Genomic DNA, 14,399 nt, shown 5'->3' with positions numbered 1-14,399 from the left:
GCATTGTGCCATTGGGGTGCGACCGTCGGTGTCGCAGGAACCTTGCCGCTGCGGTTAATCTGCCGCCATGCGACAACCCATCACCGGCTACCACCTCGATCACGAACGGCACTGGGTCGCCGAGCTGGCCTGCGGCCACAACCAGCACGTGCGCCACCTGCCGCCCTGGTTCAACCGGCCGTGGGTGATGAGCGAGGACGGCCGGGCGCAGATGCTCGGGCACCCGCTGGAGTGCCGCAAGTGCGCCGAGGGCGCGCCGCCCGACCGGCCCTGAGCAGGCGCGGGCGGCGCAGCTTCAGCTCTGCGAGCCCTTGCGTCTGGCCAGCACGCCGACCACCCGCTGCGGCTGGCAGTTCAGGTAGGCGGAGGACTGCAGCCATTCCCGGTCGGGGTACCAGGAGAACATGAACTGCCCGCCCTTGAGGCTGTCGACCACCATGCGCGCCACTTCCGGGCGCACCGCCGGGCAGCCCAGGCTGCGGCCGAGGCGGCCGTGCTTCTCGACCCAGGCCGGGTCGACGTAGTCGGCGGCGTGGATGACGATGGCGCGCTCGCGGGCGCGGTCGTTGATCCCCGGCTCCAGGCCGTCCATGCGCAGCGAATAGCCGTGCTGGCCGATGTAGCTTTCCTCGGTGCGGAACAGTCCGAGGCTCGACTGGTGGCTGCCCTCGACGTTGGAGAAACGGGTGGCGTGGTGCTCGCCGGACTCCTTGCCGTGGGCGACCAGGTCCTGCAGCAGCAGGCGCTGACGGCGCAGGTCGAAGATCCACAGGCGCTGCTCGCTGGAGGGTAGCGAGTAGTCGATCACCGCCAGGCGCTCGGCCGGTTCGGCGCCGTTGTTGACCGCGCACTGCATGGCCGCCAGGGCGTGGCGCAGGGCTTCGCGGTCGAGGGTCGGCGCGGCGCGGGCCAGACGTTCGTAGAGGGTCGCTTGGCCCACGCCGGCGGCCTGCAGGGGGGCATGGACGGAAGCCGCGAGAAGGCCGGCGGCCAGCCAGAACGAGCGCAGCAGTCTGGTCATGAAAAAGGTGTCCTCTGTGGGTATGGCAGCCCCGCGGCGCCTGACGCGTCGCTGCGCGCATGCCCCAGTCGGCGGACTGCCTGCCGGTGACGCCCTGTCGTGGAAATGTCTTCCCGGACGCTGCGGGAGGCCGACAGGCGCATCGCAAAGCGCATGCCGGTCCCGCAAAGATCGGGCATTCTAACAGCCATGCCACGGACTGGAGTCGCACGCTTGTCTAGAAAATGTACACGCTGGTTGGCCATTCTGCTGTTGGCCGGGCCGTTGCCGAACGCGCTGGCGGAAACGCCGACGACCGCCGAGAACGCCCTGCAGCGCCTGCTCCAGCAGCCGCGCCTGGGCTGCGCGGCACAGGAGCCCGATGCCGCAATGCGCGCGGCGTTGCAGGCGCTCTACCAGATGCAGCACTTCGCGCCGCTGTGGGACGCCACGCGCCTGGCCGCGCTGCGCCAGCAGCTCGACGCCCTGGCCGACGACGGCCTCGACCCCGGTCACTACCACCGCCAGGCGCTGGCGCGGCCCGACGACCTCGCCCCGACCTGCCGCGAGGCGCTGGCCAGCCACGCCTACCTGCTCGCCCTGCAGCACCTGCGCCACGGCCGTCTCGCTGCGCAGGCGCGCGAAGCCCTGTGGCACGCCCAGAGCACCCCGCCGCCGGTCGCCTCGGTGCTCGCCCCGGATGTCGCCCTGCGCGGACTCGACGACCTGCCGGCAACCTTCGAGCAGGCGCGCCCGGCGGCGGCGCAATACCGCGAGCTGCGCCGCGTCTACGCCGCGCAACGCCGCCAGCCGCTGCCGAGCTGGACGAGCCTGCCGGCCGGCGCGCTGCTGCGCCCCGAACGGCGCGACCCGCGGGTGCCGGCACTGGCGCAGCGGCTGGCCGCCGAGGGCTACCTGTCCGCAGCCGAGGCCGCGGCCGCCGACGAGCACTACGGCGCGGCGCTGGTCGCCGCGCTGCGCCGCTTCCAGCAGCGCCACCACGTGCAGGCCGACGGGGTGCTCGGACCGGCCACCCTGGCCGAGCTGAACGTGCCGGCGCAGACCCGCCGCGACCAGCTGCGGGTCAACCTCGAACGCTGGCGCTGGCTGGCCGGTGAGCTGGAGCCGAACCTGCTGCTGGTCGACATCGCCGGCGCCGAGCTGAGCTACTACCGCGACGACGCCCTCCAGTGGCAGTCGCGCACCCAGGTCGGCCGCGCCGAGCGGCCGACGCCGCAGCTCAAGTCGCGAATCAGCCACCTGACCCTCAATCCGACCTGGACGGTGCCGCCGACCATCCTCAAGCAGGACAAGCTGCCGGAGATCCGCCGCGATCTCGGCTACCTGCAGCGCAACCACCTGCGGGTGCTCGACTACGCCGGCAACGAACTGGACCCGCAGGGCATCGACTGGAACAACCCCGGCGCCGTGCTGCTGCGCCAGGACCCCGGCCGCCACAACGCCCTCGGCCGGGTGGCGATCCGCTTCCCCAACCCGTTCGCCGTCTACCTGCACGACACCCCCAGCCAGTACCTGTTCGACAAGCTGCCCAGGGTGTTCAGCTCCGGCTGCGTGCGGGTCGAGGGCGCGCTACGCCTGATGGACCTGCTGCTCGACGGCGCCACCCCGGCGCGGCGCGCGCGCATCGACGCCTGGTTCGCCAGCGGCGAGACGCGCAACGTCGACCTGCCGCGCCCGCTGCCGATCCTGATGGCCTACTGGACCGTCGCCACCGATGCCGAGGGCGCGCTGTACCGCCCCGACCTGTACCGTCTCGACGCCCCGCTGCTGGCGGCCCTGGAGCGCGCCGGGGCACACTGAGCCGGCAACCTTCGCCGCGCCGCGCGGTCCGATCCATACACCCACCGCCACCAGGGAGGACGCGGGCGCGGTGCGCCGTCCTTGGCCGCCCGCCTGCCAGCAGACATGAACCCACTCATCAACCGCTCCGGCGCCCTGGTGCTCGGCGCCGCACTGTTCTTCGGCCTCGCCGGCCTCGGCTACCAGCTGGGCAGCGCCGCCGTGCAGGTCAAGGCCTTCGAGCGCAGCGTCACGGTCAAGGGCCTCTCGGAACACGAGTACCCGGCCGACATCGTCATCTGGCCGGTGCAGTTCACAGTGGCCGACAACGACCTGGCCGGCCTCTACGCGCAGATCGAGGACGGCACCGGCAAGGTGCGCGCCTTCCTCGCCCTGAACGGCATCGACCCGGCGGAAATCAGCGTCTCGGCTCCGGAGATCACCGACAAGTCGGCGCAGCGCTACGGCGACGCCGGCCAGGCGCCCTTCCGCTTCACCGCCACCCAGACGGTCACCGTCTACTCGCCGCAGATCGACCCGGTGCGCGCGGCCATGGGCAACCTGGGCGAACTCGGCAAGCAGGGCATCGCCCTCGGCGGCGGCGACTTCCAGGCCGCGCCCGAGTACCTGTTCACCCGCCTCAACGCGGTCAAGCCGCAGATGATCGAGGAGGCCACCCGCCAGGCTCGCGAGGTGGCGGAGAAGTTCGCCGCCGACTCGCAGAGCAGCCTGGGCAAGATCCGCAAGGCCTCCCAGGGCCAGTTCAGCATCGAGCCGCGCGACACCAACAACCCGCACATCAAGCGCGTGCGGGTGGTCTCGACCGTCGAGTACTACCTCTCCGACTGATGGCCCGGCGCCGGCGACTGGCTACGCTGTAGACAGTCGCCCCTGCCCCGCGAGGCCGCCATGACCGATCATCCCGCCGGCGAGCGCTTTCGCCTCTACAACGCCGCCCAGCTCGAACCCGTGCTGGCCGACATGGCCGCGCGCATCGCCGCCCTGCTCGGCGAGCGCCGCGACGTGGCGATGGTCGGCATCCTGCGCCGCGGCATGCCGCTGGCCGAGCGCCTGCGCCAGCACCTGGTCGCCCGCGGTGCGCCACGCTGGCCGCTGTACCCGCTGCGCCTGCAGCGCTACGCCGACGACCTGCGCCTGCTGCACCCGCACACCGCGCTGACCGAAAATCCCGAACTGGCCGCCCTCGACCTGCCGCGCACCCGCCTGCTGCTGGTCGACGACGTGCTCTACCAGGGCCATTCGCTGCTGCGCGCCTGCGCCTGGCTGGCCGGCCTGGGCGCCGCCGAGCTGCGCACCGCGGTGCTGGTCAACCGCCGCGTCAGTCGCCAGCCGGTGCATGCCGACGTGGTCGGTCTGCACCTGCAGGTGGCGCCGGGGGATGTGGTCGAGTGCCATGTACCGCCCTACGAGGCCGAGCTGAGCATCGAACTGTTGCGTCCGACGGCGCCGGCGAACCTCGGCAAAGCCGCGACGCGCACCGTATAATCCACCCGCTCGCAGGAGAGCGAGCGTTGCGGCCACCCCGAACGCTCCGCCGAAGGCGCAAACTCCCATAATCGCTCAGGCCCCTGAACTGCGAAGCACCCATGACGCCAACTGGAGAGAGGTTGCCGCGAGCAACCCACCGAAGGGGCAAAGCGGCCGAACGGCCGTGAAAACTCTCAGGTACACAGGACAGAGGGAGAGGCGACCCCAGACTTCGAGGAGTCCTCCCGTGCTCACCTACATCTACATCATCGCCATCACCGCCGAGGCCATGTCCGGCGCGCTCGCCGCCGGGCGGCGCAACATGGACATGTTCGGCGTCGCGCTGATCGCCTTCATCACCGCGCTGGGCGGCGGCACCGTGCGCGACCTGCTGCTCGGCAACTTCCCGGTCGGCTGGACCCAGCACCCGCCCTACATCTACCTGACCATCGGCGCCGGCCTGTTCACCATGCTGGTGGCGCGCTTCATGCACCACCTGCACAAGGTGTTCCTGGTGCTCGACGCCATGGGCCTGATCGCCTTCACGGTGATCGGCTGCAACGTCGCCCTGCAGCTGGAGTACTCGACCCCGGTGGTGATCATGGCCGGCATGATCACCGGCATCTTCGGCGGCATCCTGCGCGACATCCTCTGCCAGCGCGTGCCGGTGGTGCTGCGCCACGAGCTGTACGCCAGCGTGTCGATGCTGGTGGCGATGCTTTACCTGCTGATGGAGAAACTGGGGATCAACCACGATATCAACCTGCTGGCCGCCTTCAGCTTCGGCCTGGCCCTGCGCCTGGCGGCGATCCGCTGGTCGTGGTCGCTGCCGGTGTTCTCCTACCAGCCCGGCCGCTGGGAGTGAGTCCCGGGGCGCCGGCTCAGAGCGGGCGCGCCCAGGCCTCGGCGAGGATCGCCAGCACCCTGGCATCCTCGGTCTGGGCGAAGTCCAGATACCACTCGCCGATCGACGAGAGCCAGTCCGGCACCAGCGGGCAGACGATCTCCTCGACCCGCGCACGCAGCTCGGCCAGCGCCTCGCGGGAGGCCACCGGCACCGCCAGCACGATGCGCGCCGGGGCCTGACGGCGCACCGCCTGCACCGCCGCGCGCATGGTCGCGCCGGTAGCCAGGCCGTCGTCGACCAGCAGTACCGTACGCCCACGCAACGATGGCGGCGGCCGCTCGCCGCGGTAGAGCTGCTCGCGGCGCTCAAGCTCGCGGCGCTCGCGCGCGGTGACCTGCTCCAGATACTCGGGATCGGGCGCCGCGCCGTGCAGCGCCTGCGGGTTGAGCACCCGCACGCCACCGCCGGCGATGGCGCCCAGGGCATATTCGGCATGGCCGGGCATGCCGAGCTTGCGCACCGGCAGCAGATCCAGCGGCAAATCCAGGGCGCGGGCGATTTCCCAGGCCACCGGCACGCCGCCGCGCGGCAGGGCGAGAACGATGGCGTCGCTGCCACGATAGTCTTCCAACAATCCGGCCAGGGCACGCCCGGCCGCCATCCGGTCGGGAATCGGCACTGCCATCGGCGTCTTGGGCTGCATGGAACCTCCTGCGGGCATGGCCTGGTTACGACAGCCTATACCGGCCGGCGACGCTCGCAAGGCGGCCTCGTCTGATCACCCTTGGCGATCTGCAGCACTCTGCAAACAGCAAAAGCGCCTAAAGAAACCGTGCAGGCCTTGACCATACTCAAACTGTCCGCCGGTTCGCTTTTCGACACTGGAAAGGACATGCGAGCCGCGCAGACGGACTGCGTTCGGCAGATGAATTCCTTCAAGCGGGAGTCGGTCATGGACAAGCATCAACGAGGCAACAAGGCAGCGCTGACCCAGCCACAGCACCACGACCGGGATCGGGCTCACCAGCATCACGCCGGCCACCAGCACTGCAGCGGCTGCGGCGCCTATTTCAGCACCGGGCGCTGGTCCTGGCAGGCGCCGCCGGCCGACAGCCCCTGCGAAACGGTCACCTGCCCGGCCTGCCGGCGCATCGCCGAGCACAACGCGGCGGGCAACCTCAGCCTGTCGGGGGCGTTCCTGCAGGCCCATCGCACGGAAATCGTCAACCTGATCCGCCACACCGAGGCCCAGGAGAGCAAGGAACACGCCCTGGAGCGGCTGATCGACATCGCCGACGAGGGCGAACGGCTGATGGTCAGCACCACCGGCACGCACCTGGCCAACCGCATCGCGCACGCCCTGGAGGCGGCCTACGACGGCACCGCGCATTACACCTACACCGACAACGAAACCCACCTCGACGTCAGCTGGAAGCGCGACTGAGGCCTGCGAACGACGCAGGGCTCATCGGTCGCGCAGGGCAACGACAGGGCGCAGTGCCGAGCGGGCAGGAATGCGAAGGGGCGGCAGGGAGCGCCGCCGTATCAGGGATTGCCGGCCAGCTGGCCGTCGCCGAGCACGCGGCGGGCGTCGAGGTAGTGGCGCTGCCAGTAGCTGTTGCTCAGGCTGTCCAGACGCACCGTGCCGCCGGTGCGTGGCGCGTGCACGAAGCGGCCGTCGCCGACGTAGATGCCGGCATGACTGACCCGGCGCCCGCCGGCCGTGGCGAAGAACACCAGATCGCCGGAGCGCAGGTGCTGACGCGCCACCTGCGGCACGCGCAGCGCGCTCATCTCGCCGGTGGTGCGCGGCAGCTGCAGCCCGGCGGCATGCCGATAGACGTAGCCGATCAGCCCGCTGCAGTCGAAACCGCTGTCCGGGGTGTTGCCGCCCCAGCGATAGGGGGTGCCGACCAGGCCGATGGCGCGGATCAGCACATCCTCGGCGACCCCGGACGCCGGCAGGGTCTGGCTGACCGGCGGTAGCGCGACCGGCGCCCGTGACGCGCAGGCGCCGAGCAGCAGGCTGAGGGTCACGACGAGAAGGCGGGCGGGTACGGACATGAGCAGCGAATCCCTGCGAAAAAACGCCTGCCACTGTGCCGCGCGTCGCACGCGCCCGCAAGCCCGGCCAGGCAAGGTGGGGCAAATATAGATGGCCATGATGCAAAAAGCCCATCGGGGGACCGATGGGCTTTTCGAGAAGGGCTCGGAAGCGGCGGGCGATCAGTCCAGCACGCGCTTGGCCATCAGATAACGGCTGTTCCAGTAGCGGCTGGACAGCTTGTCGACCCGCACGCCACCGCTGCGCTTGCTGGCCGAGTGAATGAACTCGCCGTCGCCGATATAGATGCCGGCATGGTCGACGCGACCACGGTTGGCGAAGAAGATCAGGTCGCCCGGCTGCAGGTCGTGGCGCGCCACCTTGGGCGCATCGAGCTTGATCATCTCGCGGGTCGAGCGCGGCAGCTGAATGCCGGCCTCTTCGCGGAACAGGTAACCGATGAAACCACTGCAATCGAAGCCGGTGCGCGTCGAGGAGCCGCCGTAGCGATAGGGCGTACCGATCAGTTCGAAACCGCGTTCGAGGATCGCGCTCAGGGTCGGCAGCTCGTAGGGCTTGTCGTCGAGCAGCTGTTGCTCGGCGGCCGACTCCTCGGCCTTGGCGACCGCGGCGGTCTCGCGTTCGAAGGACAGCGCGTGCTGCGCCGAGTCGTAGGACTGCTGCGGAGCCTGGGTCGTGGCACAGGCGGTCAGCAGAAGGGCCAGGGTAATTGGCACGAGGGGTGCGAAGCGTTTGAGCATGGGCACAGCCGTGTCGTTGAAAATTGATGACGCGGGACTATGCCGTCTATCGACCTCATTTGCAAATTTTATTGCCCGGAGTGTGACTCGCCGCCTGCGCCGGACCGTCTAGGCGCGCCCCGGCTCGGCGACTCAGTGGTTGACCGTGAAGGCCAGCATCGCCGACAGCTGGCACAGCGGCCGTCCGCTCTGGATCTGCCAGGCGTTGAAGGCGGCCTGTACCGCGGCCAGGTCGCGCTGGCTGGTCGGCGCCCTGTCGACGACGCCCTGGGCCCTGAGCGCGGCGACCACGTCGTCGGTGGGGATAAAGGTGTCCTTACCGGCCATGCGCAGGAAGCGCGGCGCCGATAGGCCGCCGAGCTGGCTGCCGCGTTTGCCCAGCTGGCGCCACAGGCCGACGATGTCATCGACCGGCCAGTCGGCCAGCCAAGCGCCGAAGCTGCCGTGCTCGCGGGCGATGTCGAGCACCAACTGGGCGTTGCGCGGCACGCTGTTGAGCTTGGCCAGATGGCGGATCAGCCGCGCATCCTGCATCAGCCGTTCCAGATGCTCGGCGCCCATCAGCACCACCTTGTGCGGATCGAAGGCGAAGAACGCCGCTTCGAAGGCAGGCCACTTGGCATCCACCAGGCTGTGCTTGAGACCGGCGCGGAACACCCGCAGGCTGAGCAGCGACAGGTAGCGGTCGTCGGGGATCGCGCGCAGCTCGTCCGCCGACCTCGCCTGCGGCAGGCGTGCCTCCAGCGCCGCGGCCGAGCCGAAGCGGTTCAGACAGTACTCGTGCAGCCATGGGTAGTCGCGCATGGTGGGCCGCTGCGCCTCAGAGGCTCATCACGTCGATGAAGCGCGGTGTGGCCTGGCTGTCGATGCGCAGGCTGGTGAAATCGAACAGGTTGCGGTCAGCCAGTTGCGAGGGCACCACGTTCTGCAACGCGCGGAACATGATCTCGGTACGCCCCGGCGACTTGCGCTCCCACTCCTGGAGCATCTCCTTGACCACCTGGCGCTGCAGGTTCTCCTGCGAGCCGCACAGGTTGCAGGGGATGATCGGGAATTCCTTGAGCCTGGCGTAGGCCTCGATGTCGGCCTCGCTGCAATAGGCCAGCGGGCGGATCACCACGTTGCGGCCGTCGTCGGAGAGCAGCTTGGGCGGCATGGCCTTGAGGGTGCCGCCGTAGAACATGTTGAGGAAGAAGGTCTCGACGATGTCGTCGCGGTGGTGACCGAGGGCCATCTTGGTCGCACCGATCTGGTCGGCGAAGGTGTACAGGGTGCCGCGACGCAGGCGCGAGCACAGCGAGCAGGTGGTCTTGCCCTCGGGGATCTTCTCCTTGACCACCGAGTAGGTGTCCTTCTCGATGATGTGGTACTCGACGCCGATGGACTTCAGGTACTCGGGCAGCACGTGCTCGGGGAAGCCCGGCTGCTTCTGGTCCATGTTCACCGCCACGATCTCGAACTTGATCGGCGCGACCTTCTGCAGATAGAGCAGCACGTCGAGCATGGTGTAGCTGTCCTTGCCGCCGGACAGGCAGACCATGACCTTGTCGCCGTCCTCGATCATGTTGAAGTCGGTGACAGCTTCGCCGGCCAGGCGACGCAGGCGTTTCTGCAGCTTGTTCTGGTTGACCGAAAGGGTGCCCATGAGCGTGAAATCCGGGGAGTTGCGAAATCCGGCGATTTTACGCACAAACACGCCGCCGCCCCAGCCCATTCGCGCACTCGCCGGCGCCAACGGTCGCCGTGCCACCCATGCAGCCTGGCTATCAGCCGATACCCTTGAAAGGACAAATCGCTCTATAGGGCGGCCGCCTGCCGGCCCGTGGCGCACCTATACTGCGACACAGGGTCGCAACGGACAGCTCGATACCGACGCCTGCCGCACAGGCGGCGCCGTGATGTGTCAGGGGCGATCCCCATATAACGAGGAGGTGAACGACCATGATCCACCACGTTTGGGGGCTCTTCGCCCATCCTGATCAAGAATGGCAAGAGATTCGTGGCGAGAAAGAAACCATCAGCCACATGTATCTGAGCCATGTGCTCATCCTTGCCGCCATTCCCGTCGTATCCGCCTACATCGGCACCACCCAGGTCGGCTGGTCGATCGGCGGTGGCGATGCCGTGCGTCTGACCACCGGCAGCGCCCTGCAGATGACCGTGCTGTCCTACCTGGCGATGCTCGCCGGCGTTGCGGTGATGGGGGCCTTCATCCACTGGATGTCGCGCACCTACGATGCCAAGCCGAGCCTGACCGACTGCGTGGTGTTTGCCGCCTACTGCGCCACGCCGCTGTTCATCGGCGGGCTGGCCGCCCTGTATCCCAACCTGTGGCTGGCCATGTTCATCGGCACCGCGGCGGTGTGCTACACGGCCTACCTGCTGTATGTCGGTATCCCGGCCTTCATGAACATTCCCAAGGACGAGGGGTTCATGTTCTCCAGTTCGGTGCTGGCCGTCGGCCTGGTGGTGCTGGTCGCGATGATCGCCGTATCCGTGGTGCTGTGGGGCTTCGGCCTCGGCCCGGTCTACACCAGCTAGCCGCGAGAACAACAACAGGCGGTGTCAACAAGAACAAGCCGTCACTTGAGCCGCCTGCAGGCGGCTCTGCTGTTTCCCTGTCGGCCACGGCATAATCGTGCGTCCCTTCCCATGGACCCGCCCATGCCCGAACAGTTGCTCGCCCGTGTCGAGGCCTGCTTCCTGCAGGCCGAGCGCTTCTTCGACCGCCGTTTCGCCCGCCCCGAAGTCAGCCTGCGCCTGCGCGGCCTCAAGGCCGGCGTCGCCCATCTCGACGAGAACCGCCTGCGCTTCAACGCCCAGCTGTATCGCGAGAACCGCGAACACTTCCTGCGCCAGACCGTGGCCCACGAGGTCGCCCATCTGGTCGCCCACCAGCTCTACGGCGCCCGCATCCGCCCGCACGGCAGCCACTGGCAGGCGATCATGCGCCAGGTCTACGATCTGCCGGCCGAGCGCTGCCACCACTATGCGGTCGAGCGTCGGCAGCGCCACTATCTATATCGCTGCCGATGCCCGGACGGCGAGTTCGCCTTCACCCCGCAGCGCCATGCGCTGGTGCTGCGCGGTCGCCAGTACCTGTGCCGGCGCTGCCGGGGGCCGCTGCGCTTCACCGGCGAGCAACGCGGCGAAGATCAGGGTTAGCGCACGGTACGCGGACGCCGTCACCCGGACAGATTTAAACTGCCGGCCCGTTCAGGATGCGGACACCCATGCTTTCCTCGCCCCTCACCCTTCGCCAGGCGCTGCTCGCCGTGCATGCCGGCGCCCTGCTGTTCGGCCTTACCGGCGTACTCGGCAAGCTGGCCGAGGCTTCGCCCCTGGCGATCACCGCCCTGCGCGCCGCCTTCGCCGTGCTGGCCCTGGGCCTGCTTGCCAGCCTGTCGCGGGGCGGCCGCGCCCTGCCGAGCCTCGCGCAGCTCGCCCGGCTGGCTCTCGGGGGAATATTGCTGGGCAGTCACTGGCTGACCTTCTTCGTCGCGGTGAAGGTTTCCGGCGTCGCGGTGGCGACCCTGGGCTTCGCCAGCTTTCCGGCCTTTACCTTGCTGCTCGAAGGCCTGCTGTTCCGCGAGCGCCTGCGCCTGCCGGAGTTCGCCGTGGTCGGCCTGATCGCCATGGGCCTGCTGCTGGTCACCCCAGGCTTCGATCTCGACGCCGACGCCAGCCGTGGCCTGCTCTGGGCCATTCTCTCCGGCTTGCTGTTCGCCCTGCTGTCGCTGCTCAACCGCGCCAGCGCCCGCGACATCGGCCCGGTGCAGGCTGCCCTGTGGCAGAACCTGACCATCGCTCTCTGCCTGCTACCGCTGGCCGCCGCGCAGGTCCCGCAACTGCCGCCCAGCGACTGGCTGTGGGTGGCCCTGCTCGGCGTGCTGTGTACCGGCATGGCGCACAGCCTGTTCGTCGCCAGCCTGAGCGTGCTCAAGGCCCGCAGCGTCGCCGTGGTCTTCGCCCTGGAACCGGTCTACGGCATCCTGTTCGCCTGGCTGCTGTTCGCCGAGGTGCCCGGCGCACGCACCCTCGCCGGCGGCGCGCTGATCGTCCTGGCGATCATCCTCAGCGTGCGCCTGCCCCGCTGAACGAGCAGGCTAGCGGGTATGACGGTCGCTGTGCCCCAGATCGCGGTCCGGGTCGATCCGGTCGCGTACCCGCTGCTTGAGCACCTTGGCCTCGGGGAAGCCGCCGTCGGCCTTGCGCTCCCAGACTTCCACGCCATCGCAGGTGATGCGGAACTGGCCGCCGCGGGCGGGCTCCAGGCTCACCCGACCGAGGTCCTCGCCGAAGGTGGAAAGCAGCTCCTGGGCCAGCCAGGCGGCGCGCAGCAACCATTGGCACTGGGTACAGTAGGTGATGACGATCTCGGGCTTGCTCTGGCTCATGGGGCAGGCGCTCTGACGGGCAGTGGTCGGGGCGCCATCATAGCGCCCTGCCCCGTCCTCAGGCGCGCACGGCCGCCGGGCGCAGGCGCCAGGCTGGCACGATGGCCAGGGCGAACAGCACCGCCAGCAGCCAGAAACCCTGCTGGAACGCCCGGGCATCGCCGGCCAGACTGGCGCCCTCGGCGACATGCCGCCATTCGAGGAAGAAGGTCAGCAGGTTGATGCCGAAGGCCCCGCCGAGCTGGCGCATGAAGGTGATCGCCCCTGTGGCGCGTGACAGCTCCTCGGCGGGCAGATCCTGCACCGCCGCGGTGCTCACCCCGGGCAGGATGCCGCCCAGGCCGATACGCCCCAGCGACGCCCACAGGCAGATGACCCAGAATCCCGCGCCGCTGCCGAGCAACGCCTGCCCGCCGGCGGACAGGGCCAGCAGCGCCAGCCCGCCGACCAGCAGCCAGCGCGCGGCCAGCCGGTCGCTCAGCCAGCCGCCGCAGAAGGCCGCGACGCCCAGCACCAGACCGGTGGGCAGCAGCAGCAGACCGGCCTCGCCGGCGCTGTAACCCTCCACGGTCTGCACGAACAGCGGAATCAGGTAGGTGATGCCGAACAGCCCCAGCCCCAGCACCAGCGCTACCCAACTGGCTCGCCGGAAACTGGCGTCGCGCCATAGCCGCAGCGCCAGCAGCGGCGCCGGATGGCGGTTGCAGCGCCAGAGAAAGGCCAGCAGCGCGAACAGACCGACCACCCCGGGCAACACGGTGATCGGCGCCAGCCAGCCGAAGCGCTGCGCCTCGGCCAGCGCACCGAGCGTGCCGAACAGCGCCAGGTTGAGCAGGATGAAGCCCGGCACGTCCAGACGCGGCGGGGCCAGCGCGCGCAGGCTGGGCAGCAGTCGCGCCCCGCCGATCAGGCTGAGCACGCAGATCGGCGCCGGCAGCCAGAAGATCGCTCCCCAGCCGAAATGGTCGACCAGATAGCCGGCCAGGGTCGGACCGAGCGCCGGCGCCATCATCACCCCCAGGCCGAACAGGCCGAGCGCCAGCCCGCGCCCCCGGTCCGGGTAGGCGCGGAAGATCAGCACCATCGACAGCGGCTGGACGATGCCGGCACACACGCCCTGCAGGATGCGCACGGCGATCAGCGCCCAGATCGACTCCAGCAGCGGCGCCAGCAGCGAGGTGAGCAGGAACACCGCGAAGGTCGACAGCAGAGTGGCGCGAGCGCCGAAACGCGCCTGCGCCCAGGAAGACAGCAGCAGGCCCGAGGTCATCGCCGCGAGAAAGCCGGTGATCAGCCACTGCGCCAGCGGCCGGCCGATGGCGAACTCCTGCATGATCGAGGGCAGCGCCACGTTGACGCTGGTCGAGGCCAGCACCATGGTCATGGTCGAAACGATCAGCAACGCCAGCAGCCAGCGCGGGTAGCCGGCACCGAAACGCTGCTTGAGACTGTCGAGATCGTGGCCCATCAGCGCCGCTCCAGGTTGGCCAGCATCCGCGCATGCACACGCTGGCAGACACGCAGTTCTTCATCGTCGATGTCGGCGAGAATCTCGCCGCGCAACTCGGTGGCGATCGCCTCGATCCGCTCGATCAGCGCCGCGGTCGGCGGCAGCAGTTCGATGCGCTTGGCGCGCCGGTCCTCGGCGACCGTGACGCGGCGCACCAGTTGCTGCGCCTCGAGGCCGTCGAGCAGACGCGCCAGCGTGGCGCACTCCACCCCCACCAGCGCGGCCAGTTCGCTCTGTGTCGGCGCCTGCGGGTGTCGCGCCAGGTGCAGCAGCACCAGCCAGCGCGCCTGTGACAAGCCTAGATGATTGAGCCGGCGATCCAGTTCGGCGCGCCAGGTGCGCGCCAGCAAGGCGATTTCCGCACCGAACTGATGATCTGTGGTAGCCACGGGCAAGCCCTCGGAAATACTCAATGAGCTAATTATTAGCAAACTAAGTATTTACCTGCAATGCCCGCCGACCGGCGGAGCCCATCGGCATGCCGGGCATGCACATGGCGACCCGCACCGGCTCGACGCACGCGCTCCCGGCCCCGCCACGATTGGCCCGAGG

General features: G+C 69.2%; 18 protein-coding genes and 2 riboswitches. Of the genes, 9 read left to right on the top strand and 9 right to left on the bottom strand.

What is annotated here, in order from left to right:
• The first annotated feature begins 67 nt into the window (after positions 1-67).
• Positions 68-274: a DUF3565 domain-containing protein gene (locus tag BLU22_RS10150; protein WP_090214121.1), complete on the top strand. Its 207-nt coding sequence runs from the start codon at positions 68-70 to the stop codon at positions 272-274.
• A 21-nt stretch (positions 275-295) separates the two neighbouring features.
• Here the strand turns inward: BLU22_RS10150 and BLU22_RS10145 are convergent, their stop codons facing one another.
• The gene (locus BLU22_RS10145; protein ID WP_090214119.1) at positions 296-1,021 is read right to left on the bottom strand and encodes a murein L,D-transpeptidase catalytic domain family protein; all 726 of its coding nucleotides are present in this window, start codon (positions 1,019-1,021) and stop codon (positions 296-298) included.
• Between the two features lie 237 nt (positions 1,022-1,258).
• Here BLU22_RS10145 and BLU22_RS10140 point away from each other — a divergent pair, with 237 nt between their 5' ends.
• From BLU22_RS10140 to BLU22_RS10125, 4 genes are all read left to right on the top strand, one after another.
• The gene (locus BLU22_RS10140) at positions 1,259-2,821 is read left to right on the top strand and encodes a L,D-transpeptidase family protein (protein ID WP_231975236.1); all 1,563 of its coding nucleotides are present in this window, start codon (positions 1,259-1,261) and stop codon (positions 2,819-2,821) included.
• Between the two features lie 105 nt (positions 2,822-2,926).
• Positions 2,927-3,649 (top strand): SIMPL domain-containing protein, encoded by a 723-nt coding sequence (locus BLU22_RS10135; protein WP_090214116.1) that lies wholly within the window; start codon positions 2,927-2,929, stop codon positions 3,647-3,649.
• Positions 3,650-3,709: 60 nt separating this feature from the next.
• Complete coding sequence (locus tag BLU22_RS10130; protein ID WP_090214114.1) at positions 3,710-4,306, top strand: phosphoribosyltransferase family protein; 597 nt, start codon at positions 3,710-3,712, stop codon at positions 4,304-4,306.
• Positions 4,307-4,308: 2 nt separating this feature from the next.
• A riboswitch (glycine riboswitch) is annotated at positions 4,309-4,407 on the top strand.
• A riboswitch (glycine riboswitch) is annotated at positions 4,408-4,509 on the top strand. It abuts the riboswitch before it with no gap.
• A 68-nt stretch (positions 4,510-4,577) separates the two neighbouring features.
• On the top strand, positions 4,578-5,153 hold the full coding sequence (locus BLU22_RS10125; RefSeq protein WP_231975302.1) for a trimeric intracellular cation channel family protein: 576 nt from the start codon (positions 4,578-4,580) through the stop codon (positions 5,151-5,153).
• Between the two features lie 16 nt (positions 5,154-5,169).
• Here BLU22_RS10125 and BLU22_RS10120 read toward each other — a convergent pair whose 3' ends face one another.
• Complete coding sequence (locus BLU22_RS10120) at positions 5,170-5,838, bottom strand: phosphoribosyltransferase (RefSeq protein ID WP_090214111.1); 669 nt, start codon at positions 5,836-5,838, stop codon at positions 5,170-5,172.
• Positions 5,839-6,087: 249 nt separating this feature from the next.
• On the opposite strand from BLU22_RS10120, the gene BLU22_RS10115 reads away from it, so the two are divergent.
• A complete protein-coding gene (locus BLU22_RS10115) occupies positions 6,088-6,579 on the top strand; it encodes a BCAM0308 family protein (RefSeq protein ID WP_157718990.1) in 492 nt (163 codons plus the stop codon).
• A 101-nt stretch (positions 6,580-6,680) separates the two neighbouring features.
• Here BLU22_RS10115 and BLU22_RS10110 read toward each other — a convergent pair whose 3' ends face one another.
• From BLU22_RS10110 to ttcA, 4 genes are all read right to left on the bottom strand, one after another.
• The gene (locus tag BLU22_RS10110) at positions 6,681-7,199 is read right to left on the bottom strand and encodes a C40 family peptidase (protein ID WP_090214108.1); all 519 of its coding nucleotides are present in this window, start codon (positions 7,197-7,199) and stop codon (positions 6,681-6,683) included.
• Positions 7,200-7,361: 162 nt separating this feature from the next.
• A complete protein-coding gene (locus tag BLU22_RS10105; protein WP_090214106.1) occupies positions 7,362-7,940 on the bottom strand; it encodes a C40 family peptidase in 579 nt (192 codons plus the stop codon).
• A 132-nt stretch (positions 7,941-8,072) separates the two neighbouring features.
• Complete coding sequence (locus BLU22_RS10100) at positions 8,073-8,744, bottom strand: DNA-3-methyladenine glycosylase I (RefSeq protein WP_090214105.1); 672 nt, start codon at positions 8,742-8,744, stop codon at positions 8,073-8,075.
• A gap of 16 nt (positions 8,745-8,760) precedes the next feature.
• Positions 8,761-9,585: a tRNA 2-thiocytidine(32) synthetase TtcA gene (gene ttcA, locus BLU22_RS10095; protein WP_090214103.1), complete on the bottom strand. Its 825-nt coding sequence runs from the start codon at positions 9,583-9,585 to the stop codon at positions 8,761-8,763.
• A gap of 296 nt (positions 9,586-9,881) precedes the next feature.
• Here ttcA and BLU22_RS10090 point away from each other — a divergent pair, with 296 nt between their 5' ends.
• The 3 genes from BLU22_RS10090 to BLU22_RS10080 all read left to right on the top strand — a co-directional run bounded on the left by BLU22_RS10090 (position 9,882) and on the right by BLU22_RS10080 (position 12,037).
• Positions 9,882-10,481, top strand: coding sequence for a Yip1 family protein (locus BLU22_RS10090; RefSeq protein WP_090214102.1), 600 nt, complete (start codon positions 9,882-9,884; stop codon positions 10,479-10,481).
• Positions 10,482-10,604: 123 nt separating this feature from the next.
• Entirely contained in the window at positions 10,605-11,105 is a 501-nt protein-coding gene (locus BLU22_RS10085) for a SprT family zinc-dependent metalloprotease (RefSeq protein WP_090214100.1), read from the top strand.
• Positions 11,106-11,173: 68 nt separating this feature from the next.
• A complete protein-coding gene (locus tag BLU22_RS10080) occupies positions 11,174-12,037 on the top strand; it encodes a DMT family transporter (protein ID WP_090214098.1) in 864 nt (287 codons plus the stop codon).
• A 9-nt stretch (positions 12,038-12,046) separates the two neighbouring features.
• On the opposite strand, the gene BLU22_RS10075 is transcribed toward BLU22_RS10080, so the two are convergent.
• The 3 genes from BLU22_RS10075 to BLU22_RS10065 are packed head-to-tail and all read right to left on the bottom strand — an operon-like array spanning position 12,047 to position 14,242.
• Positions 12,047-12,337 carry a SelT/SelW/SelH family protein gene (locus BLU22_RS10075; protein WP_090214096.1) on the bottom strand — a complete coding sequence of 97 codons (291 nt, stop codon included), beginning with the start codon at positions 12,335-12,337 and terminating at the stop codon, positions 12,047-12,049.
• Positions 12,338-12,395: 58 nt separating this feature from the next.
• Positions 12,396-13,805, bottom strand: coding sequence for a DHA2 family efflux MFS transporter permease subunit (locus BLU22_RS10070; protein ID WP_090214095.1), 1,410 nt, complete (start codon positions 13,803-13,805; stop codon positions 12,396-12,398).
• Positions 13,805-14,242 (bottom strand): MarR family transcriptional regulator, encoded by a 438-nt coding sequence (locus BLU22_RS10065; protein WP_394327520.1) that lies wholly within the window; start codon positions 14,240-14,242, stop codon positions 13,805-13,807. Before BLU22_RS10065 ends, BLU22_RS10070 begins: the two co-directional genes overlap by 1 nt.
• Between the last annotated feature and the right edge of the window lie 157 nt (positions 14,243-14,399).

Source organism: Pseudomonas guangdongensis, from assembly GCF_900105885.1.
Taxonomy (GTDB): Bacteria; Pseudomonadota; Gammaproteobacteria; order Pseudomonadales; family Pseudomonadaceae; genus Geopseudomonas; species Geopseudomonas guangdongensis.
Note: the sequence above shows the minus strand (reverse complement) of the source record. Positions and strands in the feature narration are given on the sequence as shown.

Coding starts and splice junctions, on each gene's coding strand:
- BLU22_RS10150 (WP_090214121.1), top strand. CDS start 68: ATGCGACAACCCATCACCGGCTACCACCTCGATCACGAACGGCACTGG.
- BLU22_RS10145 (WP_090214119.1), bottom strand. CDS start 1,021: ATGACCAGACTGCTGCGCTCGTTCTGGCTGGCCGCCGGCCTTCTCGCG.
- BLU22_RS10135 (WP_090214116.1), top strand. CDS start 2,927: ATGAACCCACTCATCAACCGCTCCGGCGCCCTGGTGCTCGGCGCCGCA.
- BLU22_RS10130 (WP_090214114.1), top strand. CDS start 3,710: ATGACCGATCATCCCGCCGGCGAGCGCTTTCGCCTCTACAACGCCGCC.
- BLU22_RS10125 (WP_231975302.1), top strand. CDS start 4,578: ATGTCCGGCGCGCTCGCCGCCGGGCGGCGCAACATGGACATGTTCGGC.
- BLU22_RS10120 (WP_090214111.1), bottom strand. CDS start 5,838: ATGCAGCCCAAGACGCCGATGGCAGTGCCGATTCCCGACCGGATGGCG.
- BLU22_RS10115 (WP_157718990.1), top strand. CDS start 6,088: ATGGACAAGCATCAACGAGGCAACAAGGCAGCGCTGACCCAGCCACAG.
- BLU22_RS10110 (WP_090214108.1), bottom strand. CDS start 7,199: ATGTCCGTACCCGCCCGCCTTCTCGTCGTGACCCTCAGCCTGCTGCTC.
- BLU22_RS10105 (WP_090214106.1), bottom strand. CDS start 7,940: ATGCTCAAACGCTTCGCACCCCTCGTGCCAATTACCCTGGCCCTTCTG.
- BLU22_RS10100 (WP_090214105.1), bottom strand. CDS start 8,744: ATGCGCGACTACCCATGGCTGCACGAGTACTGTCTGAACCGCTTCGGC.
- ttcA (WP_090214103.1), bottom strand. CDS start 9,585: ATGGGCACCCTTTCGGTCAACCAGAACAAGCTGCAGAAACGCCTGCGT.
- BLU22_RS10090 (WP_090214102.1), top strand. CDS start 9,882: ATGATCCACCACGTTTGGGGGCTCTTCGCCCATCCTGATCAAGAATGG.
- BLU22_RS10085 (WP_090214100.1), top strand. CDS start 10,605: ATGCCCGAACAGTTGCTCGCCCGTGTCGAGGCCTGCTTCCTGCAGGCC.
- BLU22_RS10080 (WP_090214098.1), top strand. CDS start 11,174: ATGCTTTCCTCGCCCCTCACCCTTCGCCAGGCGCTGCTCGCCGTGCAT.
- BLU22_RS10075 (WP_090214096.1), bottom strand. CDS start 12,337: ATGAGCCAGAGCAAGCCCGAGATCGTCATCACCTACTGTACCCAGTGC.
- BLU22_RS10070 (WP_090214095.1), bottom strand. CDS start 13,805: ATGGGCCACGATCTCGACAGTCTCAAGCAGCGTTTCGGTGCCGGCTAC.